Below are 22,485 nucleotides of genomic sequence, written 5' to 3' on the forward strand. Positions count from 1 at the left end.
CCGGGATGGTCAGTTCTTGGCCGCTTCGGCCGGGTTTTCGATCGGGACGCCGACGAGCGAGCCGTACTCGGTCCACGAGCCGTCGTAGTTCTTGACGTTGGCGTTGCCCAGCAGCTCGCGGAGCACGAACCAGGTGTGCGAGGAGCGCTCGCCGATCCGGCAGTAGGCGATGGTGTCCTTCGACGTGTCGAGCCCGGCGTCCTGGTAGATCTCGGTCAGCTCGTCGTCGGACTTGAAGGTGCCGTCCTCGTTCGCGGCCTTGCTCCACGGCACGTTGATCGCCGACGGGATGTGCCCGGCGCGCTGCGCCGACTCCTGCGGCAGGTGCGCCGGGGCCAGCAGCTTGCCCGCGAACTCGTCGGGCGAGCGGACGTCGACCAGGTTCTTGTTGCCGATGGCGTCCACGACCTCGTCGCGGAACGCGCGGATCGAGGTGTCCGGCTCCTGCGCCTTGTAGGTGGTCGCGGCCTTGTTCGGCTCGTCCTTGGTCAGCTCGCGGCCGTCGAGCTCCCACTTCTTGCGGCCGCCGTCGAGCAGCTTGACGTCACCGTGCCCGTACAGCTTGAAGTACCAGTACGCGTACGCGGCGAACCAGTTGTTGTTGCCGCCGTACAGGATCACCGTGTCGTCGTTGCTGACGCCCTTGGCGGACAGCAGCTTCTCGAAGCCCTCGCGGTTGACGAAGTCGCGGCGGACGTGGTCCTGGAGCTCGTTCTTCCAGTCCAGCTTGATGGCGCCCGGGATGTGCCCGCCGTCGTAGGCGGTGGTGTCCTCGTCCACCTCGGCGAACACCACGCCGGCGGTGTTCAGGTTCTGTTCGGCCCACTCGGTGGAAACCAGGACCTCTGCGCGGCTCATCGAGCGACTCCTTCGTTGATCTTCGGTGGTTCAGCGGGTGTCTGATGTGGACGCCCCGGCGGGCGCGACGCGCCGGAGCAAGAGGTACATCTGGCAGCCGAGGCAGTAGCCGAACACCGCGTTGAGCAGCGCCGCCACCAGGGCGAACGCGTTCGCGACGAGGCCCAGCGCCGTCCACTCGGCGGCGTAGCCGATGGTGGCCACCAGCGCGAAGGCGAAACCGACCCCCTGGGAGAACCGGACCGGTGCCGGTTCTTCGCGTTCGGCCGGATCGACGGGCGCGAGGCGCGGTTGCACTGCCTGCCGGAACACGTAACCCCACGGGTTGAGCCGCATTCCGAGGAACGCGCACATCCCGAACAGCACCATCTGTGCTGCGAGCACCCGCCAACTCGCGGTGACCAGCCCGAGCGCGAGGATCACGCTGGTCATCGCGGCGGTGAAGCGGACGCCACGCGGGTCGAGCGTTGCGGCGGACATGGGGCCTCCTGACTCAGTGGACTTCGACTGCCGAGTCCGTCAGGCGGTTTCGGAGAGCACACCCCAGCCGCGGCGCGGCCGTGCGATGTGCAAGACGTACTACCGCCCGGTCAGTGCCCGCAACACAGGCTGCTACCCACGCGGCAAAGATCCACCGCGCGCCTCCGGGTCAGCAGTACATGCACGGATCGGAGGTTACCGGCTAGACCGATCGGCGGGAAGGTCGTTCAAAGGGTGAGACGCCGTGGATCGATTTCCAGGCTCGTTTTGCATGGCGGTGCGGGTAGCGGAACCTCAGACGTCGTCTGGACTGTGGAATCCCCGATTTATGTATGCCCAATACACGGCATCGGGGCTGTCCTCGCCAGACGACGTCTGAGAACCCGCGGCGGTGCGAGTTGCGTAGGTGGGCTAAGCGGCTTCGCCGCTTGCGGCAGCCCTCGACAGGCAGCGTTCGGCTTCGCAGCGGCGGTTGAGGACGGGGCCGTGAGTGTTTTGGGGCGCTATGGCACCCAAAGCGCTCACGGCCCCGTGACCAGCGCGAACCGCGAAGCTCCAGGCGGGCCAGAGGTCACGCGAGGTGGGGTTGCAGGGCGGTGGCGAGTTCGTCTCGGCGCGGGACTCCTCCGACGCGGAACAGCTCCCGGCCCGCGTCGTCGAGCACGAGCGTCGTCGGGGTGCGGTGCACCCCCAGCGGCGTCGACCACTCCGGGTGATCCGTGAGGTCGACCTCCACGTGGCGCACGCCTTCGGTGCGCCCGACGAAGTCGGACAGCAGGATGCGGGTGTGCCGGCAGGGCGCGCAGAACGTGGTGGACAGCTGCAGCAGCGTCACCTTGGCGTCGGTGTCCGGGGCGTCGGCGAGCTGCTGCCGCAGGCCCTCGGGAAGCTTGTCGAACATGCTCTCCTCGCCGCCGGTCGCCTTGCGCACCTTGCCTTCCCTGGCCCGCCACACCAGGCCGAACACCGCGGCGACGGCGACGGCGATCAGCAGTGCCCAGGTACCCGCGTTCACCCCGTGCTCACCCCGCCGGCGTTGATGGTGACGTTCTCGGCGATGCCCTCGATGACCAGCGCGCCCCGCTCGACGCGCACCGCGGTCGGCTTGATCTCGAACGGCAGCATCCCCGGGTCGAGGGTGGTGCTGAACTGCTTGAGCACCGACTGCTCGAACAGCTTCGGCAGCTCGATGCGGCCCAGCGCGCTGTTGTTCAGGTCCAGCTTCCGCGGCTCGATCTTCATCTTGTCGTCGACCAGGGACAAGACCGCGATGACCCGCACCTTGTTGTCGGAGCCCGCGATGTTCACGGTGCCGTCCAGCTGGACCACGGCCTTGGTGTCGTCGGTGCCCGCCGCGAGCTGCTCGTCGGCGCTGCTGATGTTGCCGTCGTCGTCGGCCAGCGCGTCCTTGGGGGCCGGCTCGATCGTCAGGTCCTGGATGCCGATCAGCCGCGCGATGTCGGAGGCCTTCAGCTTCACCCGGCCGATGAGCTGGTCGACGGTGATGTGGTCGGCGGTGCCGGAGATCACGTCGGCGGTGGACACCCGCGCGCCGTGCAGGTCGGCCTCGATGCCGACCTCGTTGAGCTGCCCGACCTGCACCGCGTTGGCGGCCAGCTGCACGTCGCGGTAGTTCCCCGCGATGGCCTGGGTGAGGAACGGGAACCCGTTGATCCGCACGTCCGGGTTCTCGCGGAGCCGCATCTGCTCGGCGAGCCGCTTCGACACCTGGTACTCGGCGATCGCGGCAGCGCCGAAGTCGGCGCCCACCAGGAGTCCGACGATGATCACGAGGGCGATGGCGAGCTTCTTCACCGAGCGGTCCGTTTCTCGTCGGGGCAGCGGGCCGGTGGCCTTCGGGACCTAGCGGCCACCACGATCGGGTGGGCCCACTGTATCGGCCGCCCAGCCGGCGATGCGGTCCACCAATTCGGCGCTGGTCGAGCTCTCGGCGTGTCGCATGCCCGGGACCAGCCAGAACTCGCCGCCGCCTGCCTCGCTGAGCGCCACCGCATCGGCCACCGGGAAGTAGTGGTCCTGGTCACCGTGCACGACCAGCAGCGGCACCGGGATGCGCGACGCCAGTTCGATCGGCGAGATCGGCACGTCCGGCCAGGGCGGGGCGAGGCGGACGCCGAGCAGCCGGGCGCTCCAGCGGCCGTGCGGCTGCTCGAGCAGCCAGTGCACCCTGCGCATCGCGGGTGTATCGCGGACCCACCAGCGCGCCGGGCTGCTCACCGATATCACCGCGTCCGGCGGCGTGGACAGCGCCGCGTGCCGCAGTACCACCGAGCCGCCCAGCGAGAACCCGACGGTGACCACCTTGCGGCAGCCGAGCTCGCGGAGGCGCTCGACGGCGGCGGCGATGTCCAGCGCCTCGGCCGGCCCGACGGTGGTGCGGCCGCCGGAGCGGCCGTGCCCGCGGAAGTCGACCGCGAGCACCGGGGCGTGGCTCGCCAGCCGTTCCAGCACCCGCCGCACGGCGGGCTTGCGCACGTGGTTGGTGAAGCCGTGGCCGACCACGAAACCGAGGTCCGCAGGCAGGCCCGGGCCGGGGTAGAGCAACCCGCGCAGCGGCGTGCCGTCGGAGGCGGTGAGCGTGACGTGGCGCACCCGACACATGCCCGTAACAAATGGTCGCCCACCGTTCACAAATGTGATGCCGCCGGTTGGACCTGGGTTTTTCCGCCGCATTTCGGTTATTCTCCTTGCCATCCACAGGCAACGACGCCGGGCCGTCCCCCGATTGCGGATGGCCGCTCTCCCGCCGGTCGTCGGTGTTTCTCGCCTTGGGACGGAGGCCCCTCTGATGAGCTCCGAACTGCTCCTGCTTACCAGTGAATCCGAGTGCGAAGCGGTGCTGCCCGCGCTGGCGCTGCTGCCGCACCGGGTCCGCACCCTGCCCGCAGATCCAGGCGCGATCCTCTCCGGCGGCGCGCACGACGTGATCATCGTCGACGCCCGCAACGACCTGGTCGGCGCGCGCGACCTGTGCCGCCTGCTGGCGGCCGGGGACGTGCCGGTGGTCGCCCTGGTGAACGAGGGCGGACTGGTCACGATCAGCGCCGAGTGGGGCGTGGACGACATCCTGCTGCCGACCACCGGCCCGGCGGAGATCGACGCCCGCCTGCGGCTGCTGGTGTCGCGGCGCACCAGCGCGGGCTCCGGCGGCGACGGTTCGCTGAGCGTCGGCGACCTGGTGATCGAGGAGGCGACCTACACGGCGCGGCTGAAGGGGCGGGCGCTGGAGCTCACCTACAAGGAGTTCGAGCTGCTCAAGTACCTCGCCCAGCACGCGGGCCGGGTGTTCACCCGGGCCCAGCTGCTGCAGGAGGTGTGGGGCTACGACTTCTTCGGCGGCACCCGCACGGTCGACGTCCACGTGCGGCGGCTGCGCGCGAAGCTCGGCCCGGAGCACGACTCGATGATCGGCACGGTCCGCAACGTGGGCTACAAGTTCGTCCGCCCGAGCCGCAGCGGCTCCGCGCGGGCGGCCGAGCAGGCGCACCCGGAGCTCGAAGCGATCGAGCGCGAGACGGTCGACGCGTACTGATCCAACCGCGAAGGCGCCTCCGGCCGATCCGGCCGGAGGCGCCTTCGCGCATTCCGGTCGATCCCCGGTCGAATTGTTGATCTTCGTCCGGTGCCGGGTTCCCGATTTTGCCTAAAATTGGGGCGTCCGATTTTAGGCAAAATCGGAAACTTCCGAACTTCAATTCCGCATTGCGGAACTGTTTGGTGGTGATTCGCCGCAGATGGGCACAATTTCGCGAGAAATTTTCATGCGCTCGGATGATGGTCAACTTCTCGCGAAATGCGACCGCCCAGGGTGACTGCGGCCAGCGACGGCCACGCGGGGTGATCGAGGTCAGGCGCGGGCGCGGTGGCGCCAGGCCCAGACGGCGGCGCCGAGCGCGAAGCAGGCGAGGCCGCTGAGCACCGAGGCCCACGGCAACGCGAACGCCACAACCACGCAGCCGACGACGCCGAGCACGGGGAGCGCGCGCGGGAACCAGCGCTGGTCGCTAGGCAAGGTGTACGCCGAAGCGTTGGCGATCGCGTAGTACACCAGCACGCCGAACGACGAAAAGCCGATCGCACCCCGCAGATCCGTGACGAGCACCAGCACGACGACAGCCGCGACGATCACCAGCTCCGCGCGGTGCGGACTCGCGAAGCGCGGGTGCACCGCGGCCAGCGGAGCGGGCAGATCGCGCTCCCGGGCCATCGCCAACGTCGTCCGGCCCACCCCGGCGAGCAGCGCGAGCAACGAGCCGAGCGCGGCAACCCCGGCGCCGACCGCCGCAACCGGCGCCAGCTGCGACAAACCGCCGGCGCGCACCGCATCGGCCAGCGGAGCCGACGACGCCGCGAGGCCCGCCGGGCCGAGCGCCACCAGCAGCGAAACCGCCACCACGAAGTACAGGCACACCACGATCCCGAGCGCGACCGGGATCGCGCGCGGGATCGTCCGCCGCGGATCGCGGACCTCCTCGCCGAGCGTCGCGATGCGGGCGTAGCCCGCGAACGCGAAGAACAGCAGCCCGGCGGACTGCAGGACGCCCAGCGGCGCAGGCGACGGGGACGCCGAGGCGGCAGCCGAGGCACCCCCGAGCCAGATCGCGAGCAGCGTGCACGCGAGCGCCGCGAGCGTGACCGCGAGCAGGATGCGAGCGAGCTTGGCGGTGCGGGTGACGCCGACGTAGTTCACCGCGCCCAGAGCCGCGGCGAACGCCGCGGCGACGGGCTTGGCGGCGGCGGGGGCGAGGTACTCGGCGGCCGTCAGGGCCATCGCCGCGCACGAGGCCGTCTTGCCGAGCACGAAGCCCCAGCCCGCGAGGTAGCCCCAGAACGGGCCGAGCCGTTCGCGGCCGTAGACGTAGGTGCCGCCCGCCGCCGGGTAGCGGGCCGCGAGGACCGCCGAGCTGCTCGCGTTGCAGAACGCGATGATCGCCGCGATGACCAGGCCGATGATCAGGGCCGATCCGGCCGCTGCCGCCGCCGGGGCGAAGGCGCTGAACAGGCCCGCTCCGATCATGGCCGTCAGCCCGATCGTCACCGCGTCCGCGGTGTTCAGGCGTCGGCGGAGCTCGGTCACGTGATGTTCCTGCTGGGTTTCGGCACCTGCACCGCCCGGTGAGAGGAGTTCGCGGACAAGTCTTAGCGTTCTGCTCGCGTCAACCGCAAGGTTCGTGGGTAACGTCGGTGGCGTGCAGCTGACTTGGCGAAACGGACTGGACAGCAGTGAAGCGGCCGAGGTCATGGCCCTCCTCGACAAGGCCGAGCAGGCCGACGGGGTGGCCCCGGTCGGCGAACACGTGATCTTGCGACTGAAGGCGCATCGCGACGTCATCCACCAGATCGAGCCGGTGCAGGCCGACGTGCGCTCCGAGCACTTCGTGGTGCGCGACGCCGGGAGCGTCCTCATCGGGTACGCGCACCTGGACACCGAGCACGAGAAGACCGCCGGTCAGCTCGTCGCCGAGCTGGCCGTGCACCCCGATCACCGCCGCAAGGGCGTCGGCGCCCGCCTGGTCGAGGCGCTGCTGGACCGCGCCGAGCTCTCCCCGGAACCCGCGCCCGACCTGGGCCGCCTGCGGATCTGGTCGCACGGCGAGCACCCCGGCGCGGTGCGGCTGGCCGAGCGCTTCGGTCTCAGCCGGCCCCGCGAGCTGTGGCGGATGGGCCGGGACCTCGCCGCCCCGGAGCTGCCCGAGCCGGAGCTCGCGGAAGGCGTGCGGATCCGCACCTTCCGGGCCGGCCGGGACGAACCCTCCGTGGTCGAGGTCAACCATCGGGCGTTCGCCTGGCACCCCGAACAGGGCGGCATGACCGAGCAGGACCTTCGGGCCAAGGAGCGCGAGGAGTGGTTCGACCCCGCCGGGTTCTTCCTCGCCGTGGACGGCAAGGACCGGCTGCTGGGCTTCCACTGGACCAAGGTCCACCCCGGCGGCATGGGCGAGGTCTACGTCGTCGGCGTCGATCCGGCCGCGCAGGGCGGCGGGTTGGGTCGGTCACTCACGGTGGCCGGATTGCGTCACCTCCGCGACACTGGATCCCGCCAGGTGATGCTCTACGTCGAGGGTGACAACGCGCCCGCCATCAAGGTCTACCAGCGGTTGGGATTCGAGAAATGGGACACGGACGTGCAATTTGGGCGCTGATCGATCTTTGCCCTGAGTCACCGGGTCACCTGAGAACCGGGCCGCCAATCCCCCGTTCGACTGTGGGCCTGCTTACTTAGCGTGCCTTGTTCACCTCCCGTTCACTTCGATGGCGAAGGCCGTCCACCCCGACTCCCTAGCGTCCCTGGCGAGCGGCAAAACACGGGCCTGCGCCTGCTCGGCCGCGCAACCGCAGGGTTTCCAACTGGAGGAACGAAGTGAAGATCAAGCGGCACAGCGCTGCGTTCGCCGTTCTCGCCGCGGGCGCGCTCGTGCTCGCCGGCTGCGGATCGGACCAGAACACCCCGCAGGGTGGCGGCAACCCGGCTCTGGACGCCCTCCAGGTCGAGTGCGGCACCAAGCCGGTCTCCGGTGAGGGCTCCTCCGCGCAGAAGAACGCCATGGACGTCTTCGCCCGTGACTACGGCCTGAAGTGCGCGGGCCAGAAGCTCAACTACACGAAGTCGGGCTCCGGCAAGGGCGTCGCCGCCTTCACCGCCGGCCAGATCGACTTCGGCGGCTCCGACTCGCCGCTGAGCGAGGAGAAGGGCGAGGTCGCCAAGGCCGCCGAGCGCTGCCAGGGCAACCCGGCCTGGAACCTGCCGATGGTGTTCGGCCCGGTCGCCATCTCCTACAACCTGCCCGGCGTCACCGACCTGACCCTCAACGCCGACGTGATCGCCAAGATCTACCAGGGCCAGGTCAAGAAGTGGGACGACCCGGCGATCAAGGCGCTGAACCCGAACGCGCAGCTGCCCGCCAAGGACATCGTGCCGTTCTTCCGCTCGGACGAGTCCGGCACCACCGAGAACTTCCAGAAGTACCTGACCACCGCCACCGGCGGCACCTGGACCGGCAAGGGCAAGCAGTTCCAGGGCGGCGCCGGCATCGGCCAGGGCCGCGACGGCAGCGACCAGGTCGCGCAGTCGGTGAAGGCCACCGAAGGCAGCATCACCTACGTCGAGTGGTCCTTCCCGAAGAACCTCGGCCTGAGCATCGCCAAGATCGACAGCGGCGCCGGCCCGGTCGAGCTGACCACCGCCAACGTCGGCAAGGCCATCGAGAACGCCGAGATCAAGGGCGAGGGCAACGACCTGCGCGTCAACCTCGACTCGATCTACGGCAACAAGGCCGCAGGCGTCTACCCGATCGTGCTGAACACCTACGAGATCGTCTGCTCCAAGGGCTACGACGCGGAGACCGCGAAGTCCGTCAAGGCGTTCCTGACGGTCGCGGCCAACGCCAACCCGGCGGAGCTGGAGAAGGCCGGCTACGTGCCGCTGCCGGAGTCCTTCAAGGACAAGGTCCTGACTGCCGTCAACGCCATCTCGTGAGTAACCCGGGTCGCACATACCCAGGGTGAAACAAGGGTCGAACGGACGAAGTGAGAGGCTGCAAACAGCAGTGACCGACTCGACTAGAGCCGATCAGCGCCCCGCGGACACCGACAACGGTGCGCCGCGGGGCGCTTCGGCGCCCAGTTCCGGACCGGAGGCTCCCATTTCCGCTCCCGAAACCACCGCGGGCACGAAGGTCCGCATCGGCGACCGGGTGTTCTCCACGGTTGCGACCGCCTCCGGCGCGTTCGTGGTCGCGCTCATCGCCGCGATCGGCATCTTCCTGCTGATCCGCGCCGTCCCCGCGCTGCAGGTCGACCAGGTGAACTTCCTGTTCAGCAGGGAGTGGAACACCTCGAACCCGAACGACATGAGCTTCGGCATCATCGACCTGGCCTGGATCACGGTGGCCAGCTCGGTGGTCGCGCTGGTCATCGCGATGCCGATCGCCTGCGGGATCGCGCTGTTCCTCACCCAGTACGCGCCGCGGGCCCTGGCCCGCCCCTTCGCCTACATTGTCGACCTGCTCGCCGCGGTGCCGTCGGTGATCTACGGCCTGTGGGGCTACCTGGTGCTGGGCCCGGTGCTCAAGCCCGTCGCGCTGTGGCTGAACCAGAACCTCGGCTGGGTCCCGATCTTCGCCGACGGCAACGCGCCGACCGACTCCGGCGCGAACGTCTTCACCGCCGGCATCGTGCTGGCCGTGATGATCCTGCCGACCATCACCGGGGTGAGTCGCGAGGTCTTCCAGCGCACCCCGAACATGCACATCGAAGGCGCCCTGGCGCTCGGCGCCACCCAGTGGGAAGTCGTGCGCACGACGGTGTTCCCGTTCGGCCGCAACGGGTTCATCGGCGGGTCGATGCTCGGTCTGGGGCGCGCGCTCGGCGAGACCGTCGCGCTGACGATCATCCTGAGCATGAGCACCGCGCCGCCGAACTACAGCGTCTTCGACGCCGGCGCCACCTTCGCCTCCAAGATCGCGCTCGGCTCCGGGGAGTTCAACAACAACCTGCAGGTCGGCGCCTACATCTCGGCCGGTTTGGTGCTGTTCATCATCACCTTCGCGGTCAACGCGCTCGCCCGTTGGATCGAGAACTCCAGCGGTAAGGGGAAAGCATGAGGACCGACACCGCTGACGTGGAGCAGCTCGCCACCCCACCGGCGTTCCAGCGCATCAGCTTCGGGCGGAAGTTCAAGAACAACCTGGCCACCACGCTGTTCGGGGCGGCCTTCGTGGTCGCGGTGGTCCCGCTGCTGTGGGTGCTGTGGACGCTGCTGGAGCGGGGCCTCAAGCCGATGTTCGCCTCCACCTGGTGGACGAACTCGTTCAACGGGCTGCTGCCCAACGACTTCGGCGGCGGCATCAACCACGCCCTGATCGGCACCCTGCTGCAGGGCCTGGTGTGCGCGGTCATCTCGGTGCCGCTGGGCATCATGGTCGGCGTCTACCTGATCGAGTACGGCCGGGAGTCCCGGTTCGCGCGGATCGCGACCTTCATGGTCGACATCCTCAGCGGCCTGCCGTCGATCGTCGCCGGCCTGTTCATCTACGCGCTGTGGATCACCACCTTCGGGTTCAGCCGCAGCGGCTTCGCGGTGGCCCTGTCGCTGGTGCTGCTGATGCTGCCGGTGGTCGTGCGCGTCACCGAGACGATGCTGCTGATCGTGCCGGACGAGCTACGCGAGGCGTCTTACGCACTGGGTGTGCCCAAGTGGAAGACGATCCTGCGCATCGTGCTGCCGACCGCGCTGTCCGGCATCCTGACCGGCGTGATGCTCGGCCTCGCGCGCGTGCTCGGCGAGACCGCGCCGCTGCTGATCTTGGTGGGTTACTCGAGCTCGATCAGCCACAACCTCTTCGGAGGTGAGATGGCGTCGCTGCCGCTGGTGATCTACATGGAGCGCAGCACCGGGACGGTGGCCGGTGACTACCGGATGTGGGGCGCCGCGCTGACCCTCGTGCTCGTCATCATGCTGATCAACCTTGTCGCGTCGCTGCTGTCCAAGCTGCTCGCGATCAAGACGAAGTAGGGACCGAAACATGGCCAAGCGTCTCGACATCAAGGACCTGAACCTCTTCTACGGCAAGTTCCACGCCGTGCAGGACGTGACCCTGCAGGTGCCCGCCCGCAGCGTCACCGCGTTCATCGGCCCGTCCGGCTGCGGCAAGTCGACCGTGCTGCGCTCGCTGAACCGGATGCACGAGGTCATCCCGGGCTCTCGGGTCGAGGGCAAGGTGATGCTCGACGGCGAGGACATCTACGCCAGCGACGTGGACCCGGTGCAGGTGCGCAAGACCATCGGCATGGTCTTCCAGCGGGCCAACCCGTTCCCGACGATGTCCATCCGGGACAACGTGGTGGCCGGCCTGAAGCTGGCGGGCGAGAAGAACAAGAAGAAGCTCGACGACGTCGCGGAGCGGGCGCTGCGCGGCGCGAACCTGTGGGAAGAGGTCAAGGACCGGCTGAACAAGCCGGGCGGCGGCCTCTCCGGCGGTCAGCAGCAGCGGCTGTGCATCGCGCGAGCGATCGCGGTGCGGCCGGACGTGCTGCTGATGGACGAGCCGTGCTCGGCGCTGGACCCGATCTCGACGCTGGCGATCGAGGACCTGATCTCGCAGCTCAAGCAGGACTACACGATCGTCATCGTCACCCACAACATGCAGCAGGCGGCGCGGGTGAGCGACCAGACGGCGTTCTTCAACCTGCGCGCGGTCGGCGAGCCGGGCCAGCTGGTGGAGATCGACGAGACGGGCAAGATCTTCTCCAACCCGACGCAGAAGGCGACGGAGGACTACATCTCCGGCCGCTTCGGCTGATCGTCCCCGGTTCAATTGCCCGGGTGTCCCAGTTTCAATTGAAACTGGTGTGGGTGCCAGAAGCAGGACCCTGGTTTCAATTGAAACTGGGGTCTTGTTGCTTTCGGGGTGTGTCGAGCAGTGCGGTGACCATGGATTGGACTGCGCTCGTGAAGGCGCCGGGGCCGCGGGTCCGCATGTGGCGGATCAGGTCGGCGTCGAAGGTCGCCAGGATCGCGTGGCTCAGGAAGTCCGCGTCCAGGTCCGGGCGCTCCGCCGTGATCAGGTCCGCGATGTGCTGGGCCCAGAAGCGGTAGCTGGGGTCTTCGTGCTTGTGGTCGGCGCAGGCCGCTTCGTGCGCCGACAGGAGCGAGGCGTTCTGCTCGCCGATGCCGGTCAGCTCCGCCAGGAACGCCATCAGCCGCTCGTGGGGCGGCGCGCCCGGGCCCAGCGGCGGCGGCCCGGTGGTGACGTTCTCGCGTAGCGCCCTGGAGCGCTCCTCCAGGATTTCCCTGATCAGGCCCGCGCGGCTGCCGAAGCGGCGGAACACCGTGCCCTTGCCGACCCTGGCCTCGGCCGCGACCTCGTCGAGCGAGACGTGGCCGCGCTCCGCCAGCAGCCGCTCGGCCGCTTCCAGCACCGCCTGGCGGTTGCGCGCCGCGTCGGCTCGCTCCTGCTTCGGCACATCCCCTCCTGAAGAACCGGACCGTCGGTCCGCCTATGCTACCGTCGATTAAACGGACCGACGGTCCGGTTACTGCTTGGAGGGAACATGCGAGCACTCGTCGCCGACCCGGCGGCACCCGCGAAGTTGCGCCTCGGCGAGGTCCCGGAGCCGGACCACGGGCAGGTGCTGCTCGACGTCCACCACATCTCGCTCAACCACGGCGAGATCGCCTTCGCCGGGCGGCTCGCCCCGGGCACCGTCCACGGCTACGACGCCGCGGGCGTCGTCGTGCGGGCGGCGGAGGGGAGCCCTCCGGTCGGTGCGCGGGTGATCGCCTTCGGGGCGGGCGCCTGGGCGGAGCGCATGGCGGTGAACGCCGGCGCGGTGGCGGAGGTTCCGGCGGCGGTGGACCTGGCCGACGCGGCGGCGCTGCCGATGGCGGGCCTGACCGCGCTGCGCACGCTGCGGACCGCGCCGATCCTCGGCAAGCGGGTCCTGATCACGGGGGCTTCCGGCGGCGTCGGGCGCTTCGCCGTGCAGCTCGCGGCGATCGGCGGGGCGCACGTCATCGCACAGGCCAACAGGCAGGACGGCCTGGCGGAGCTGGGCGCGCACGAGGTGGTGTCCGACCTGACCGGCGTGTGGCCGGTCGACCTGGTGCTGGACAACGTCGGTGGACAGCTGCTGGTCGACGCCTGGAAGCTGGTCAAGCTGGGCGGGAGCGTGCAGAACATCGGCTGGACCTCCGGCGAACCGGCGGTCTTCGAGCCCTACTCGATCTTCGCGGTCGGGCCGTCGAAGTCGCTGAACACCTTCGGCGACGTCGCCGCGCCCGCCGAAGATCTGTCCACATTGGCCGATCTGCTGGCGGCGGGCCGGATCTCGCCGGAGGTCAGCTGGCGGGGCTCGTGGGAACGCCTCGACGAGGCCGCCGAAGCGCTGCTGCAGCGGCGGGTTTCGGGCAAGGCCGTGCTGGACGTGAGGGGCTGACATGCAGATCGGGCTTTGCGTCGACGAGCGGGAGCTCTCGCACGGCGAACTGCTGGCAGTGGCTCGCGACGCCGCGGCCGACGGTTTCGGGAGCTTCTGGCTGGGCCAGCACGCCTCGTGGGACGTGCTGACCTCGCTGGCCTCGATCGGGGCGGAGGTGCCGGGCATCCGGCTCGGCACCGCGGTCGTGCCCACCTATCCGCGCCATCCGCTGATGCTCGCCGGTCAGGCGCTCACGGTGCAGGCGATCACCGGCGGTCGGCTCGACCTCGGCATCGGGCCGAGCCACCGGGTGATCGTCGAGGACCAGTTCGGCTACTCCTACGACAAACCCGCGCGGCACGTCCGGGAGTACCTGGCGGCGCTGGGGCCGCTGCTGCGCGGCGAAACCGTCGACTTCCGCGGCGCGACGCTGCGGGCGGCCGGGCGGGTCGAGGTCCCGGGCGCCGAGCCGCCGTCGCTCTTGGTGTCGGCGCTGGGGCCGACGATGCTGCGGATCGCGGGCGAGCTCGCGGACGGCACGATCACGGTCTGGGCCGGGCCGCGGGCTCTCGACGAGCACATCGTGCCGACGATCCGGGCGGTTGCGGCACAACCGCGCGTCGTCGCGATGGTCTCGGTGTCGGTGGTGTCCGATGTGGACGACGCTCGCGAACGGTTCGCCGCGCAACTCGCGATCGCCGGCGAACTGCCCGCCTACCGGGCGGTGCTGGACCGCCAAGGTCTCGCGGGCCCGGAGGACGTCGCCGTCATCGGCGACGACGCGGCGGTGGAACGCGCGCTGCGCCGCTACGCGGCGGCGGGAGCCACCGAGCTCATCGCGGCGCCCTTCGGGGCCGACGAGGAGCAGCGGCGGACCCGGCGGCTCATGGCGGCCCTGAACGGCGCGGCCTGACCGGTCGTGAGTGGCAATGGTCGCTGGAGCGGCCACAGCCACTCACGACCGGTCGCGTCACATCGCCGGGACCTTGTCGAGGAAGCCGTGCACCGCCCGGATCCGGGCGTTCTCGTCGAGGACCGCGACGTCGAAGCCGATCACCACGGCTTCGCCGCCCGCCGGGCCGAGCTCCCAGGTGAAGCGGGCGATGTCGTGGTGGGCGTCGAAGACCTCGCCCGGGCGGAACGCGAAGTCCGGGAACTGGGCCTGCACCGCCGCGATCGTCGCGTCGATGGCCTCCCGGCCCCGCACGTCGGCCAGCGGGTCGGTGTAGGTGCCGCCGTCGGCCCAGAGTTCGTCGACCATCGCGCGGCGCTTGTCGGCGTCCCGCTCGTTCCAGGTGGCGAGGTAGCGGTCGAGGAGCTCGTTCATGGTGGAAACCCTTCCGTTCTGCGGTTCGGTGAGCACCACTGTGCGATGCGGGGGTCATCGCGTCGATTACCCGGGAGGTAATGGCCCCGGTGGCTAATGTCGTGGTGTGACAACGGTGAAACAGCGCCAGGTGGGTGTGCTGCTCCGGGAATGGCGGGAGCGGCGGAGGCTGAGCCAGCTCCAGCTCTCGCTGGACGCCGACATCTCGACGCGGCACCTCAGCTTCGTCGAGACCGGCCGGTCGAAGCCCACCAAGGAGATGATCCTGCGGCTCAGCGAACGGCTCGACGTGCCGCTGCGGGAGCGCAACAGCCTGCTGCTGGCGGGCGGCTACGCCCCGGCCTACCCGGCGAGCGGCCTGGACGTGCCGGAGCTGGCGGCCGTGCGAGCGGCGCTGCGCCAAGTGCTCGCCGGGCACGAGCCCTATCCGGCGCTGGTCGTCGACCGGGCGTGGCAGCTGGTCGAGAGCAATGCCAGCGTCGAGCTGCTCCTCGAAGGCGCGGCCGCGGATCTGCTGGTACCGCCGGTGAACGTCCTCCGGCTGAGCCTGCACCCCGAGGGCGTGGCGCCGAACATCGCCAACCTCGGCGAGTGGCGCGCCCACGTCCTCGGCCGGCTGCGCCGCCAGGCCGCGGCGACCGCGGACCCGGCCCTGGCCGAGCTGCTCGCGGAGCTCCGCGACTACCCGTGCGACCAGCCGGAACCGGAGGTCGAGCTACCGGGGGCGAGCGATGTCGTGGTGCCGCTGCGCCTCCGCCACGGCGACCGGGAGCTGTCGCTGCTCAGCATGACGACGGTCTTCGGCACCCCGCTGGACGTGACGGTCGCGGAACTGGCGATCGAGTCCTTCTTCCCGGCAGACCAGTCCACAGCGGACTTCCTCCGATCCAGGTCGGAATCCGCCGAATTTGCCTGAAATCGGGGGACTTCACTCCTGTCGGCCGCTGTGCCGCGCCGGCTCAGGTCAGTGCGAGCGTGAGGGGTTTCGGCGCGGCGGTCACCGCGATCGGGTCAGGCCCGAGCGGGAGGCGGTCGAGTTCGAGCCATCGGCCGTGGTCGTTGCGTTGGCCGACGAGTTCGGCAGTGGTGGCGTCGAAGGTGATCTCCCACAGGAACGGAATGCCCGCTGTTGCGTAGGCATGGCGCTTTTCCACCCGCTCCCGCGCGGTATTGCCGTCCGACCAGACTTCGACGACCAGGAGCACGTCTTCGGCTCGCGCCGGGTCGTCGTCGGTGTCGTGGGTCATGAGCATGACGTCCGGAATCAGCCCGTCGCGCCGGGGCGTGGAAACGTCGACCGCGGCGGCGGTGACCGCCAGGTTCTCGGGGAAAGTGTCCTCGAGAACGGTGCGCACGAGATCGCCGATGCGCTGGTGCCGGCGGGTCGGGGCAGGGGACATGATCAACCAGCCTGCCAGAAGCTCCAACCGCCGCCCATTGCCGGGCTGTGGCATCTCGTGCCACTCGGACACGGTGTGCGGCCCGAGCGCTGCGGGGACGGCGTGCGCGAGGCTCACGGCTCGACTCCTTCCTGGCTGGCAGGTGCAGAACCCGCAAGGTTCTGCACTGGCTCAGTGTCCCAGCTGCGGCAAGCGACGTCGACGCAAAGGCCCGAGTGTTGGCGGCCGTACTGTGCCTTTTGGCGCTGGTAGCGGCCCGAACGTGCAGCGCATGGCATTTGACCAGAGGAAACCGAACGTGCGCTAGGCAGGGGATTCGTCGGCTATGGCCGAGATGAAGGCGCTGGAGTCCTTGGGGTTCAGGGCGCGGGTGCAGACCTGCTCGAAGGACTTGAGGTAGTCCGCCGTGTCCTCGGGCTTGTCCAGGAACCGGGAGTTCGCCGAGTCGCCCAGGTGCACGACCTGCGGGTCGGCGTCGTCCGGGAAGGAGAACACCGCGATCCGGTCGCCCATCAGCGGATGCCCACCGGTGCGGAACGGCAGCACCTGGATCGTGACGTTGCGCCGGTAACCCAGCAGCACCAGGTGCTCCAGCTGCTGGCGCATCACCGCGGGGCCGCCGACGGCGCGCCGCAGCGCCGCCTCGTCGAGCACCGCCCACAGCTCCAGCGGACTCTCCCCGAGCAGCCGCTGCTGCCGGGTGGAGATCACCGTCAGCCGCTCCTGCAGCTCGTCCGCCCCGTAGGGCTGCGCGCCGGAGGTCAGCAGGGCCCGGCTGTACTCGGCGGTCTGCAGCAGCTCCGGCAGCGGATCCGAGCCGTAGCAGCTGACCGCCTTCGCCGACGTCTCCAGGCCGAGGTAGGTCTGCAGGCCGGGCCGCTGCGCGGTGCTCGGGTACTGCTGCCACCAGCCGCGCTGCTTGGAGTCCTGCGCGAGGTCCACCAGCGTCGAGAGCTGGTCGGTCGTGGCGCCGTAGAACTCGGCCATCAGCCGCACGTCGGAGGTGCGCACCGGCACCCGGCCGAGTTCGATCTGGCTGATCTTGCCCTGGGAGCAGTCCAGATGAGCGGCGACTTCGCGGTGCGTGCGGCCGGCGGATTCGCGCAGTCGTCGCAACTCGCTGCCCAGCCGCCGTCGGTGCACGGTCGGACTCCTACGCACCGGACACCCCGTCGGAAGCTGTTCGGAACCTTCTCACCCGAACGAGCATCGCACACGACGATCGCAACATCGAGTACTGAGACCGAGTATTAATACTTTTCCGGCCAAGTGGCTCGTGACCTGCGACGATGGCTCAGCCGGTCGGCATCTTTCCGGTCACGACGAACACCACTCGGCGGGCCACCGAGACGGCGTGGTCGGCGAAGCGCTCGTAGAACCGGCCCAGCAGCGTGACGTCCACCGCGGCCGCCACCCCGTGCGACCACTCCGGGCTCATCAGCACGGTGAAGAGGTGGCGGTGGAGGTCGTCCATCTCGTCGTCGTCCTCTTCGAGCCCGCGCGCGGCCTCGACGTCCTGCGTGCGGATCACGGTGCGGACCCGGCCGGCCAGCTTGACGGCGATCCGGCCCATCTCGGCGAAGTACGGCTGCACGTCCTGCGGCAGCACGGCGTTCGGGTGGCGGCGGCGCGCGGTCTTGGCCACGTGCAGCGCCAGATCGCCCATCCGCTCCAGGTCTTCGGCGGCGTGGATGGCGGAGATGACCGTGCGCAGGTCGCCGGCCACCGGCGCCTGCAGCGCCAGCAGGCCGAAGGCGTGCTCCTCGACGCGGGCCCGTGCCTCGTCCACCTGCACGTCCTCGTCGAGGACCTGCTCGGCGAGCGACAGGTCGGCCTCCAGGAGAGCCTTGGTGGCGCGCTCCATGGCGGTGCCGACCATGGTCGACATCGAAGCGAGTTCATCGGCCAGCACGCCGAGCTGTTCCTGGTAAACCTCACGCATGACAACCAGGGTACTTCCAGCCGGAATCGGACAGAATGCCCTGTGGTGAACCGGCGGTGAACGGGCCGTGATGAACCCGTACTCGCGGCTCGGAGCGGTTCAGCCGCAGAGGTCCGTTCCGGCGTTCACCGTGGACAGCCCGTCCGGCACGGCCGGCGGCTGGTTCGGGTCCGCGGGCTGCTGCTGCACCAGGCCGTTCGCCGCCGCGGCACCCCCGCCGCTGGGCGTGGCGGTGACGGCCGCGGGCCCGCCGCTGCCCGACATGATCGGGGCGTCGTCGAGGATCGCCTGGAACAGCGACTTGGTGTCGCCCTCCCGCAGCACCTCCATGCCCTGCTCGTCGGCGTAGCCGGTCGTGGGCACGGTGATGAAGGTCACCCGGCTGGCGTCCAGGCCCTGCATCTGCTGGCCCAGGTCCATCAGCCGGTCGACGCCGATGTTCTCGCCGAAGGTGTTCGCGCTGACCGCCTTGACGAAGTCGCCGAGCTTGCCCGGGTCGAGCAGCACCTGGCTGGACATCGTCTTGCGCAGCAGCGCCGACAGGAACAGCTGCTGGCGCTGCATCCGGCCGTAGTCCGAGGTCGGGTCGCCCTTGACGTGGCGGGCGCGCACGTAGTTCAGCGCCTGCTCGCCGGTGAGGGTCTGCCGGCCGGCCTGGGGAAGCACGGTGCCGAGCGTGGAGTCGATGATCGGCTTCTCGGTGCAGATCTCGACGCCCTGCACCGCGTCCACCATGGACTTGAAGCCCTGGAAGTCGATGCCCAGGAAGCTGTTCACGCGCAGGCCGGAGATCTGCTGGATGACCTTCGTCGTGCACAGCGGACCGCCGACGGCGTAGGCCGAGTTCAGCCGCACGCCCTTGTCCGCCGGAACCTGCTCGCCGGTGTACTTGCCGGTCGTCGCGTCCCAGCGCTCGCAGGTGGGCCGGTCGACCTTGAGGTCGCGCGGGAACGACACCAGCACGACCCGGCTCCGGTCGGCCGGGATGTGGGCGATGATCGTGGTGTCCGAGCGCGCCCCGGGCTCGTCCTGCTCGCTGCCCACGCCGTCCTCGGCGGTGGCGCCCGCCCGGGTGTCCGAGCCGACCAGCAGGAAGTTCTGGTCGCCGGTCTGCTTCGCGATCTCCTTGATGGAATCCGAGTTCGGGTCCAGCGCCTGGACCGATGGCGGGCCCCAGAGCGTGGTGGCGCCCCAGGCGATGCCGAGGGTTAGGAACACGGTCAGCGACGCGGCCATCGCCACCGCCATCACGATCAGGTTCGTGCGGCGCTTGCGCTGCTTCTTCTTCCACTCCATCCGGGACTGGCCGTCGCGTCCCTCGACGAAGTCGAACGGGATGTCGGTGCCGAGCTCCGGCTCGCGGCGCTTGCCCAGCAGCCACGAGTACTTCTTGCGCCGGGCTTCTTCCTCGGCGGCGATCTCGTCGTGGACCGCGGAGAACCGCGCCAGCGTGGCGTCGATCTCCTTGATGTCGTTCTTGCGCTCCTCGCCCGTCTCGCCGGGCTCGTCGGCGTCCTCGAGGTCGTCGACGTCGTCCAGGTCATCGAAGTCGTCGAAGTCGTCGAGGCCGTCGAGCTCGGCGGGCGCGACGATCGCCGTCTCCTCGGCGTCCGAGGTCGGCGGCGCCACCGGCTTGGCGATGGTGGTCTTGTCGTCCCGCTTGGGGCGCGCGACCATCGCGGTCTTCTCGGCCTGCGGCGGGCCCGCGGGCACGGCCGGGTGCTGGGTGGTGGCTTCCAGGTCCTCGTTCACCGGAGGCGGCACCGGGCGGCCCGCAGCGGGGCGCGGGGCGCGGCGCGGCGGCTTGGCGGGCGCGGGGGCGGCCTCGCCGGTCAGCGCCTGGGTTATTCGGGTCGGCTCGGCAGCGGGAGGCTCGGCGGGCGCGCCGTTGCGGGCGGGCGGCTGGCCGGGGGCTCCGCCGCGCATGGGCGGCTCGATCGGAGCGACGTTGCCGACGGGCCGCTCCGGCACGCCGTTGCGGGCCGGTGGCTCTACCGGGGCGCCGTTGCGACCCGGCCGTTCGACCGGAGCGCCGTTGCGGCCGGCGGGCGGCTCTACGGGAGCACCGTTGCGGCCGGCGGGCGGCTCGACCGGTGCGCCGTTGCGGCCAACAGGCGGCTCTGCTGGGGCGCCATTGCGGCCAACAGGCGGCTCTGCAGGGGCGCCGTTGCGAGTCGGGAGGTCGGCGGGGGCGCCGTTGCGAGTCGGGAGGTCGGCGGGGGCGCCATTGCGCGCGGCCGCTCCGCCGGCGAACGCTGCGGCGGCACCGCCGAGGTTCGGGCGAGCGCGGCCCGGAGGGCCGTCGGCGGGCTGCGCAGGGCCCTCAGGGCGCGCGCGGCGGCGGCGCGGGGCGGGAGCGGCGCGACGCGCCCTCCGGCGCGGTCCAGCCGCGCGGGTCCGACTGCTCCGCCGGGCCCGGCGGGATGTTCTGGGGCGGTCGCGCGGCGCGGCGCGGTTTCGACGCCTGCGGCGGCTGCGGTGCCTGGGGTGCTTGCGGGGGTTCCGGCTCGGCGGCGCGCCGGTGGTTGGAGCCGTTGCCCGGGGCCTTGCCGTGCTTGGAGAGCAGGTCGATGACGCGGGTGCCGCCCGTGCCGTCGTCGCTCAATGCGCGCCTGCGTCGACCGGTCGAAGCGGCGGTGGCGTTGTCGGCGACGTCCTCGTCGGGGCGGGAACGCCGGTGCCCGAATTCGCCATGCCGGGGGTCTTGCGGCACGCGTTTTCCCTCCCACCTGCGAAAGCCAACGGTCTACGACTACTGCCGACGCGCTCGATACCCCCCGACGCGTATCGGTCGGCGCCTACGAGATAGTACGGCCGATCGCCCGAATTGACGATAGTGGGCGACAATTTCTTCACAATCAGTGCACGATCACGCCCTGGACCTCGTCGAATGCGGCCAACTGTGCTATGCAGGTTGACCGGAGTAAACGTTTCTCGGATACACCCTGTGCTTTCGCGTGATCGCGATCAGTAGCCGGCACCCCGCCGAGCCGCGGCACCGCGCCGTCCCGCCGCAATTCCGGCCAAACGGACTTCCGCTCCGGTCCGGTACGCGACCGCGTTGCGCCCCGACTGCTTCGCGGCGTAGAGCAGAGCGTCCGCGCTGATCAGCTGTTGCTCGGCCGACACCGGCGCGGAATCGGCCGTGGTGTGCTCGTGCGCCACGCCGGCGCTGACCGTCACCCGCAGCCCCGGTGCCATCTGCGCCCACGGGAACCGCTCCACCCGGGAGCGTGCGGTTTCGCACACCGCGACGGCCGCCGCGGGTTCGATGTTCGGCAGCACCAGGACGAACTCCTCGCCGCCGTAGCGGGCGCAGAACGCGCCGGTCGGCAGCACCTCCTGCAGCAGGTCCACGACGCGTTGCAGCACCCGGTCGCCGAGCAGGTGCCCGTAGGTGTCGTTGACCTGCTTGAACCAGTCCAGGTCGACCAGCGCCACGGCCAGCCCGTGGTCGGTGCCGACGTGGTCGGCCAGCAGGTCGGCCAGTCGTTCGTCGAGGTAGCGGCGGTTGTAGCTGGCGGTCAGGCTGTCCCGCAGGCTCTGCTCGCGGGCCTCGGCGTGCTCGCGGCGCAGCCGGTTGACCTCGTGCCGCAGCTGCTCCGGCACCCGCGGCGGGTCCGCGGTGGACTTGAGGTCCAGGGCCGACCGCAGGTGGTGGTACGCCTGCCGCCACTGGCCGCGCGACGCGAGCAGGTTCGCGATCGATTCGTGCAGCTCGGCCATCCCGGTCCCGTTGGCCAGGTCCTGCCGGGAGCGCCTGCCAGGAGGCAGCGCGGTGGGCGGTTCGTCGTCACGCAGTGGCTCCGGCCCGGCGAAACCGTTGCGCAGCCCGGTCATCGCACTCACCTCCCGTCCGTGGTGTCGTCGGGTGGGACGGATCGCTTGAGCTGCTCTGACTCGCGCACCGCCCTAATTCGCTCGACCGGCTGACCCTGGCCTGGTCCGAATTGGCGAGCGCCGCGCGAATCTGCAGCTGCCTTGGATGTGTACCGGGCGGAGGGGTGTGTGTGGAAGCAAAACGGATGGGACCCACCCGCACGGACGAGCAGACCAGTGTGTGTTTCTCATCACTGCATTGCAAGTTCATCGGTTACGCCCGTCCTTCGCGTTACAGCGCTTGAGCGCGCAACAATTATCAGCTTGGACAAGGCGCGAATCCGTGCATTCGGCCGTCCATCAGCACCAGGTGTTGCGAACCGATCTGGTGGCCGGTGGTGCTGCCCGCCGACCTGGTGGTCACCTCGACTCCGACCACCCAGATCTCGCCGCGCGGCTTGGCGCCGTCCGGGGCGAAACCCGGGTCCGGCCGAAGCGTCGACAATGCCGGGTCGAGTTCGACCGTGATCGTTCCGAGATCGCAGGTCTGGTCCTGGAAATCGGGATGTTGCGTGCGGCGGAAGAACTCCTGTTGCGCCTGGGGTCCTTGCGCCGCAGCGGAGTTGTTCTCCGCGAAGTACTGCTCGGACAGTCGCAGCGACTCGGATTCGGTTGGCGGCTGGGCACATCCGGCCGCGAAAAGCAGCGCCGACACGCCG

At 70.0% G+C, this 22,485-nt stretch carries 25 protein-coding genes; 9 read left to right on the forward strand and 16 right to left on the reverse strand.

The genetic code is table 11. The annotated features are described in order from the left end of the window. Positions 1 to 9 precede the first annotated feature (9 nt). From E1288_RS06430 to E1288_RS06450, 6 genes are all read right to left on the reverse strand, one after another. On the reverse strand, positions 10 to 858 hold the full coding sequence (locus E1288_RS06430) for a sulfurtransferase (RefSeq protein WP_132482195.1): 849 nt from the start codon (positions 856 to 858) through the stop codon (positions 10 to 12). A gap of 30 nt (positions 859 to 888) precedes the next feature. Then, the gene (locus E1288_RS06435) at positions 889 to 1,338 is read right to left on the reverse strand and encodes a DUF4395 domain-containing protein (RefSeq protein ID WP_132482197.1); all 450 of its coding nucleotides are present in this window, start codon (positions 1,336 to 1,338) and stop codon (positions 889 to 891) included. A gap of 110 nt (positions 1,339 to 1,448) precedes the next feature. Next, positions 1,449 to 1,523, reverse strand: a complete 75-nt coding sequence (locus E1288_RS50315) for a putative leader peptide (protein WP_350945149.1) — start codon at positions 1,521 to 1,523, stop codon at positions 1,449 to 1,451. 386 nt (positions 1,524 to 1,909) lie between these two features. Beyond that, positions 1,910 to 2,353: a TlpA family protein disulfide reductase gene (locus tag E1288_RS06440; protein ID WP_132482198.1), complete on the reverse strand. Its 444-nt coding sequence runs from the start codon at positions 2,351 to 2,353 to the stop codon at positions 1,910 to 1,912. After that, positions 2,350 to 3,153 carry an LmeA family phospholipid-binding protein gene (locus tag E1288_RS06445; protein WP_132482200.1) on the reverse strand — a complete coding sequence of 268 codons (804 nt, stop codon included), beginning with the start codon at positions 3,151 to 3,153 and terminating at the stop codon, positions 2,350 to 2,352. The genes E1288_RS06440 and E1288_RS06445 overlap by 4 nt, the downstream gene beginning before the upstream one ends. A 48-nt stretch (positions 3,154 to 3,201) precedes the next feature. Next, positions 3,202 to 3,960 (reverse strand): alpha/beta hydrolase, encoded by a 759-nt coding sequence (locus E1288_RS06450; RefSeq protein ID WP_132482202.1) that lies wholly within the window; start codon positions 3,958 to 3,960, stop codon positions 3,202 to 3,204. A gap of 187 nt (positions 3,961 to 4,147) precedes the next feature. Here E1288_RS06450 and E1288_RS06455 point away from each other — a divergent pair, with 187 nt between their 5' ends. Next, positions 4,148 to 4,891 (forward strand): winged helix-turn-helix transcriptional regulator, encoded by a 744-nt coding sequence (locus E1288_RS06455; protein ID WP_132482204.1) that lies wholly within the window; start codon positions 4,148 to 4,150, stop codon positions 4,889 to 4,891. Positions 4,892 to 5,206: 315 nt separating this feature from the next. On the opposite strand, the gene E1288_RS06460 is transcribed toward E1288_RS06455, so the two are convergent. Beyond that, positions 5,207 to 6,436: an APC family permease gene (locus tag E1288_RS06460; RefSeq protein ID WP_132482206.1), complete on the reverse strand. Its 1,230-nt coding sequence runs from the start codon at positions 6,434 to 6,436 to the stop codon at positions 5,207 to 5,209. Positions 6,437 to 6,548: 112 nt separating this feature from the next. On the opposite strand from E1288_RS06460, the gene mshD reads away from it, so the two are divergent. The 5 genes from mshD to pstB all read left to right on the forward strand — a co-directional run bounded on the left by mshD (position 6,549) and on the right by pstB (position 11,660). Further along, the gene (gene mshD / locus E1288_RS06465; protein WP_397527796.1) at positions 6,549 to 7,502 is read left to right on the forward strand and encodes a mycothiol synthase; all 954 of its coding nucleotides are present in this window, start codon (positions 6,549 to 6,551) and stop codon (positions 7,500 to 7,502) included. 218 nt (positions 7,503 to 7,720) lie between these two features. Continuing rightward, complete coding sequence (gene pstS, locus E1288_RS06470) at positions 7,721 to 8,836, forward strand: phosphate ABC transporter substrate-binding protein PstS (protein ID WP_132482210.1); 1,116 nt, start codon at positions 7,721 to 7,723, stop codon at positions 8,834 to 8,836. A gap of 70 nt (positions 8,837 to 8,906) precedes the next feature. Beyond that, the gene (gene pstC, locus E1288_RS06475; RefSeq protein WP_132482212.1) at positions 8,907 to 9,962 is read left to right on the forward strand and encodes a phosphate ABC transporter permease subunit PstC; all 1,056 of its coding nucleotides are present in this window, start codon (positions 8,907 to 8,909) and stop codon (positions 9,960 to 9,962) included. After that, positions 9,959 to 10,873 carry a phosphate ABC transporter permease PstA gene (gene pstA, locus E1288_RS06480; protein WP_132482214.1) on the forward strand — a complete coding sequence of 305 codons (915 nt, stop codon included), beginning with the start codon at positions 9,959 to 9,961 and terminating at the stop codon, positions 10,871 to 10,873. The genes pstC and pstA overlap by 4 nt, the downstream gene beginning before the upstream one ends. 10 nt (positions 10,874 to 10,883) lie before the next feature. Beyond that, positions 10,884 to 11,660 carry a phosphate ABC transporter ATP-binding protein PstB gene (gene pstB / locus E1288_RS06485; RefSeq protein WP_132482216.1) on the forward strand — a complete coding sequence of 259 codons (777 nt, stop codon included), beginning with the start codon at positions 10,884 to 10,886 and terminating at the stop codon, positions 11,658 to 11,660. 76 nt (positions 11,661 to 11,736) lie between these two features. Here pstB and E1288_RS06490 read toward each other — a convergent pair whose 3' ends face one another. Continuing rightward, on the reverse strand, positions 11,737 to 12,324 hold the full coding sequence (locus E1288_RS06490; protein WP_207954214.1) for a TetR/AcrR family transcriptional regulator: 588 nt from the start codon (positions 12,322 to 12,324) through the stop codon (positions 11,737 to 11,739). An 87-nt stretch (positions 12,325 to 12,411) separates the two neighbouring features. Here E1288_RS06490 and E1288_RS06495 point away from each other — a divergent pair, with 87 nt between their 5' ends. Together E1288_RS06495 and E1288_RS06500 are read left to right on the forward strand one after the other, a co-directional pair. Continuing rightward, positions 12,412 to 13,296 (forward strand): zinc-binding dehydrogenase, encoded by an 885-nt coding sequence (locus E1288_RS06495; RefSeq protein ID WP_165968006.1) that lies wholly within the window; start codon positions 12,412 to 12,414, stop codon positions 13,294 to 13,296. 1 nt (position 13,297) lies between these two features. Then, on the forward strand, positions 13,298 to 14,191 hold the full coding sequence (locus E1288_RS06500; protein ID WP_132482218.1) for a TIGR03564 family F420-dependent LLM class oxidoreductase: 894 nt from the start codon (positions 13,298 to 13,300) through the stop codon (positions 14,189 to 14,191). A gap of 57 nt (positions 14,192 to 14,248) precedes the next feature. Here the strand turns inward: E1288_RS06500 and E1288_RS06505 are convergent, their stop codons facing one another. Next, on the reverse strand, positions 14,249 to 14,605 hold the full coding sequence (locus E1288_RS06505) for a nuclear transport factor 2 family protein (RefSeq protein ID WP_132482220.1): 357 nt from the start codon (positions 14,603 to 14,605) through the stop codon (positions 14,249 to 14,251). 106 nt (positions 14,606 to 14,711) lie between these two features. Between E1288_RS06505 and E1288_RS06510 the strand changes: the two genes are divergently transcribed. Then, on the forward strand, positions 14,712 to 15,521 hold the full coding sequence (locus E1288_RS06510) for a helix-turn-helix domain-containing protein (protein ID WP_132482222.1): 810 nt from the start codon (positions 14,712 to 14,714) through the stop codon (positions 15,519 to 15,521). A 43-nt stretch (positions 15,522 to 15,564) separates the two neighbouring features. Here the strand turns inward: E1288_RS06510 and E1288_RS06515 are convergent, their stop codons facing one another. The 7 genes from E1288_RS06515 to E1288_RS06545 all read right to left on the reverse strand — a co-directional run bounded on the left by E1288_RS06515 (position 15,565) and on the right by E1288_RS06545 (position 22,481). Beyond that, positions 15,565 to 16,122, reverse strand: a complete 558-nt coding sequence (locus tag E1288_RS06515; protein ID WP_132482224.1) for a Uma2 family endonuclease — start codon at positions 16,120 to 16,122, stop codon at positions 15,565 to 15,567. 186 nt (positions 16,123 to 16,308) lie between these two features. Continuing rightward, the gene (locus tag E1288_RS06520) at positions 16,309 to 17,148 is read right to left on the reverse strand and encodes a helix-turn-helix domain-containing protein (RefSeq protein ID WP_132482226.1); all 840 of its coding nucleotides are present in this window, start codon (positions 17,146 to 17,148) and stop codon (positions 16,309 to 16,311) included. Positions 17,149 to 17,299: 151 nt separating this feature from the next. Beyond that, entirely contained in the window at positions 17,300 to 17,947 is a 648-nt protein-coding gene (gene phoU, locus E1288_RS06525) for a phosphate signaling complex protein PhoU (RefSeq protein ID WP_132482228.1), read from the reverse strand. A 99-nt stretch (positions 17,948 to 18,046) separates the two neighbouring features. Beyond that, positions 18,047 to 19,873: an LCP family protein gene (locus E1288_RS06530; protein WP_132482230.1), complete on the reverse strand. Its 1,827-nt coding sequence runs from the start codon at positions 19,871 to 19,873 to the stop codon at positions 18,047 to 18,049. 397 nt (positions 19,874 to 20,270) lie between these two features. Beyond that, positions 20,271 to 20,660: a hypothetical protein gene (locus E1288_RS06535; RefSeq protein ID WP_132482232.1), complete on the reverse strand. Its 390-nt coding sequence runs from the start codon at positions 20,658 to 20,660 to the stop codon at positions 20,271 to 20,273. 254 nt (positions 20,661 to 20,914) lie between these two features. After that, positions 20,915 to 21,787, reverse strand: a complete 873-nt coding sequence (locus tag E1288_RS06540; protein WP_132482234.1) for a GGDEF domain-containing protein — start codon at positions 21,785 to 21,787, stop codon at positions 20,915 to 20,917. A 298-nt stretch (positions 21,788 to 22,085) separates the two neighbouring features. Next, positions 22,086 to 22,481 (reverse strand): hypothetical protein, encoded by a 396-nt coding sequence (locus E1288_RS06545; protein WP_235883378.1) that lies wholly within the window; start codon positions 22,479 to 22,481, stop codon positions 22,086 to 22,088. Positions 22,482 to 22,485: the final 4 nt, after the last annotated feature.

This window comes from Saccharopolyspora elongata, assembly GCF_004348985.1.
Taxonomy (GTDB): domain Bacteria; phylum Actinomycetota; class Actinomycetes; order Mycobacteriales; family Pseudonocardiaceae; genus Saccharopolyspora; species Saccharopolyspora elongata.

What these genes read in the sequence shown, in the direction of transcription:
- phoU (WP_132482228.1), bottom strand. Translation starts at nt 17,947, where the DNA reads ATGCGTGAGGTTTACCAGGAACAGCTCGGCGTGCTGGCCGATGAACTC.
- E1288_RS06495 (WP_165968006.1), top strand. Translation starts at nt 12,412, where the DNA reads ATGCGAGCACTCGTCGCCGACCCGGCGGCACCCGCGAAGTTGCGCCTC.
- pstB (WP_132482216.1), top strand. Translation starts at nt 10,884, where the DNA reads ATGGCCAAGCGTCTCGACATCAAGGACCTGAACCTCTTCTACGGCAAG.
- E1288_RS06505 (WP_132482220.1), bottom strand. Translation starts at nt 14,605, where the DNA reads ATGAACGAGCTCCTCGACCGCTACCTCGCCACCTGGAACGAGCGGGAC.
- E1288_RS06450 (WP_132482202.1), bottom strand. Translation starts at nt 3,960, where the DNA reads ATGTGTCGGGTGCGCCACGTCACGCTCACCGCCTCCGACGGCACGCCG.
- E1288_RS06500 (WP_132482218.1), top strand. Translation starts at nt 13,298, where the DNA reads ATGCAGATCGGGCTTTGCGTCGACGAGCGGGAGCTCTCGCACGGCGAA.
- pstA (WP_132482214.1), top strand. Translation starts at nt 9,959, where the DNA reads ATGAGGACCGACACCGCTGACGTGGAGCAGCTCGCCACCCCACCGGCG.
- E1288_RS06530 (WP_132482230.1), bottom strand. Translation starts at nt 19,873, where the DNA reads ATGCGCGGCGGAGCCCCCGGCCAGCCGCCCGCCCGCAACGGCGCGCCC.
- E1288_RS06435 (WP_132482197.1), bottom strand. Translation starts at nt 1,338, where the DNA reads ATGTCCGCCGCAACGCTCGACCCGCGTGGCGTCCGCTTCACCGCCGCG.
- E1288_RS06540 (WP_132482234.1), bottom strand. Translation starts at nt 21,787, where the DNA reads ATGACCGGGCTGCGCAACGGTTTCGCCGGGCCGGAGCCACTGCGTGAC.
- E1288_RS06455 (WP_132482204.1), top strand. Translation starts at nt 4,148, where the DNA reads ATGAGCTCCGAACTGCTCCTGCTTACCAGTGAATCCGAGTGCGAAGCG.
- E1288_RS06430 (WP_132482195.1), bottom strand. Translation starts at nt 858, where the DNA reads ATGAGCCGCGCAGAGGTCCTGGTTTCCACCGAGTGGGCCGAACAGAAC.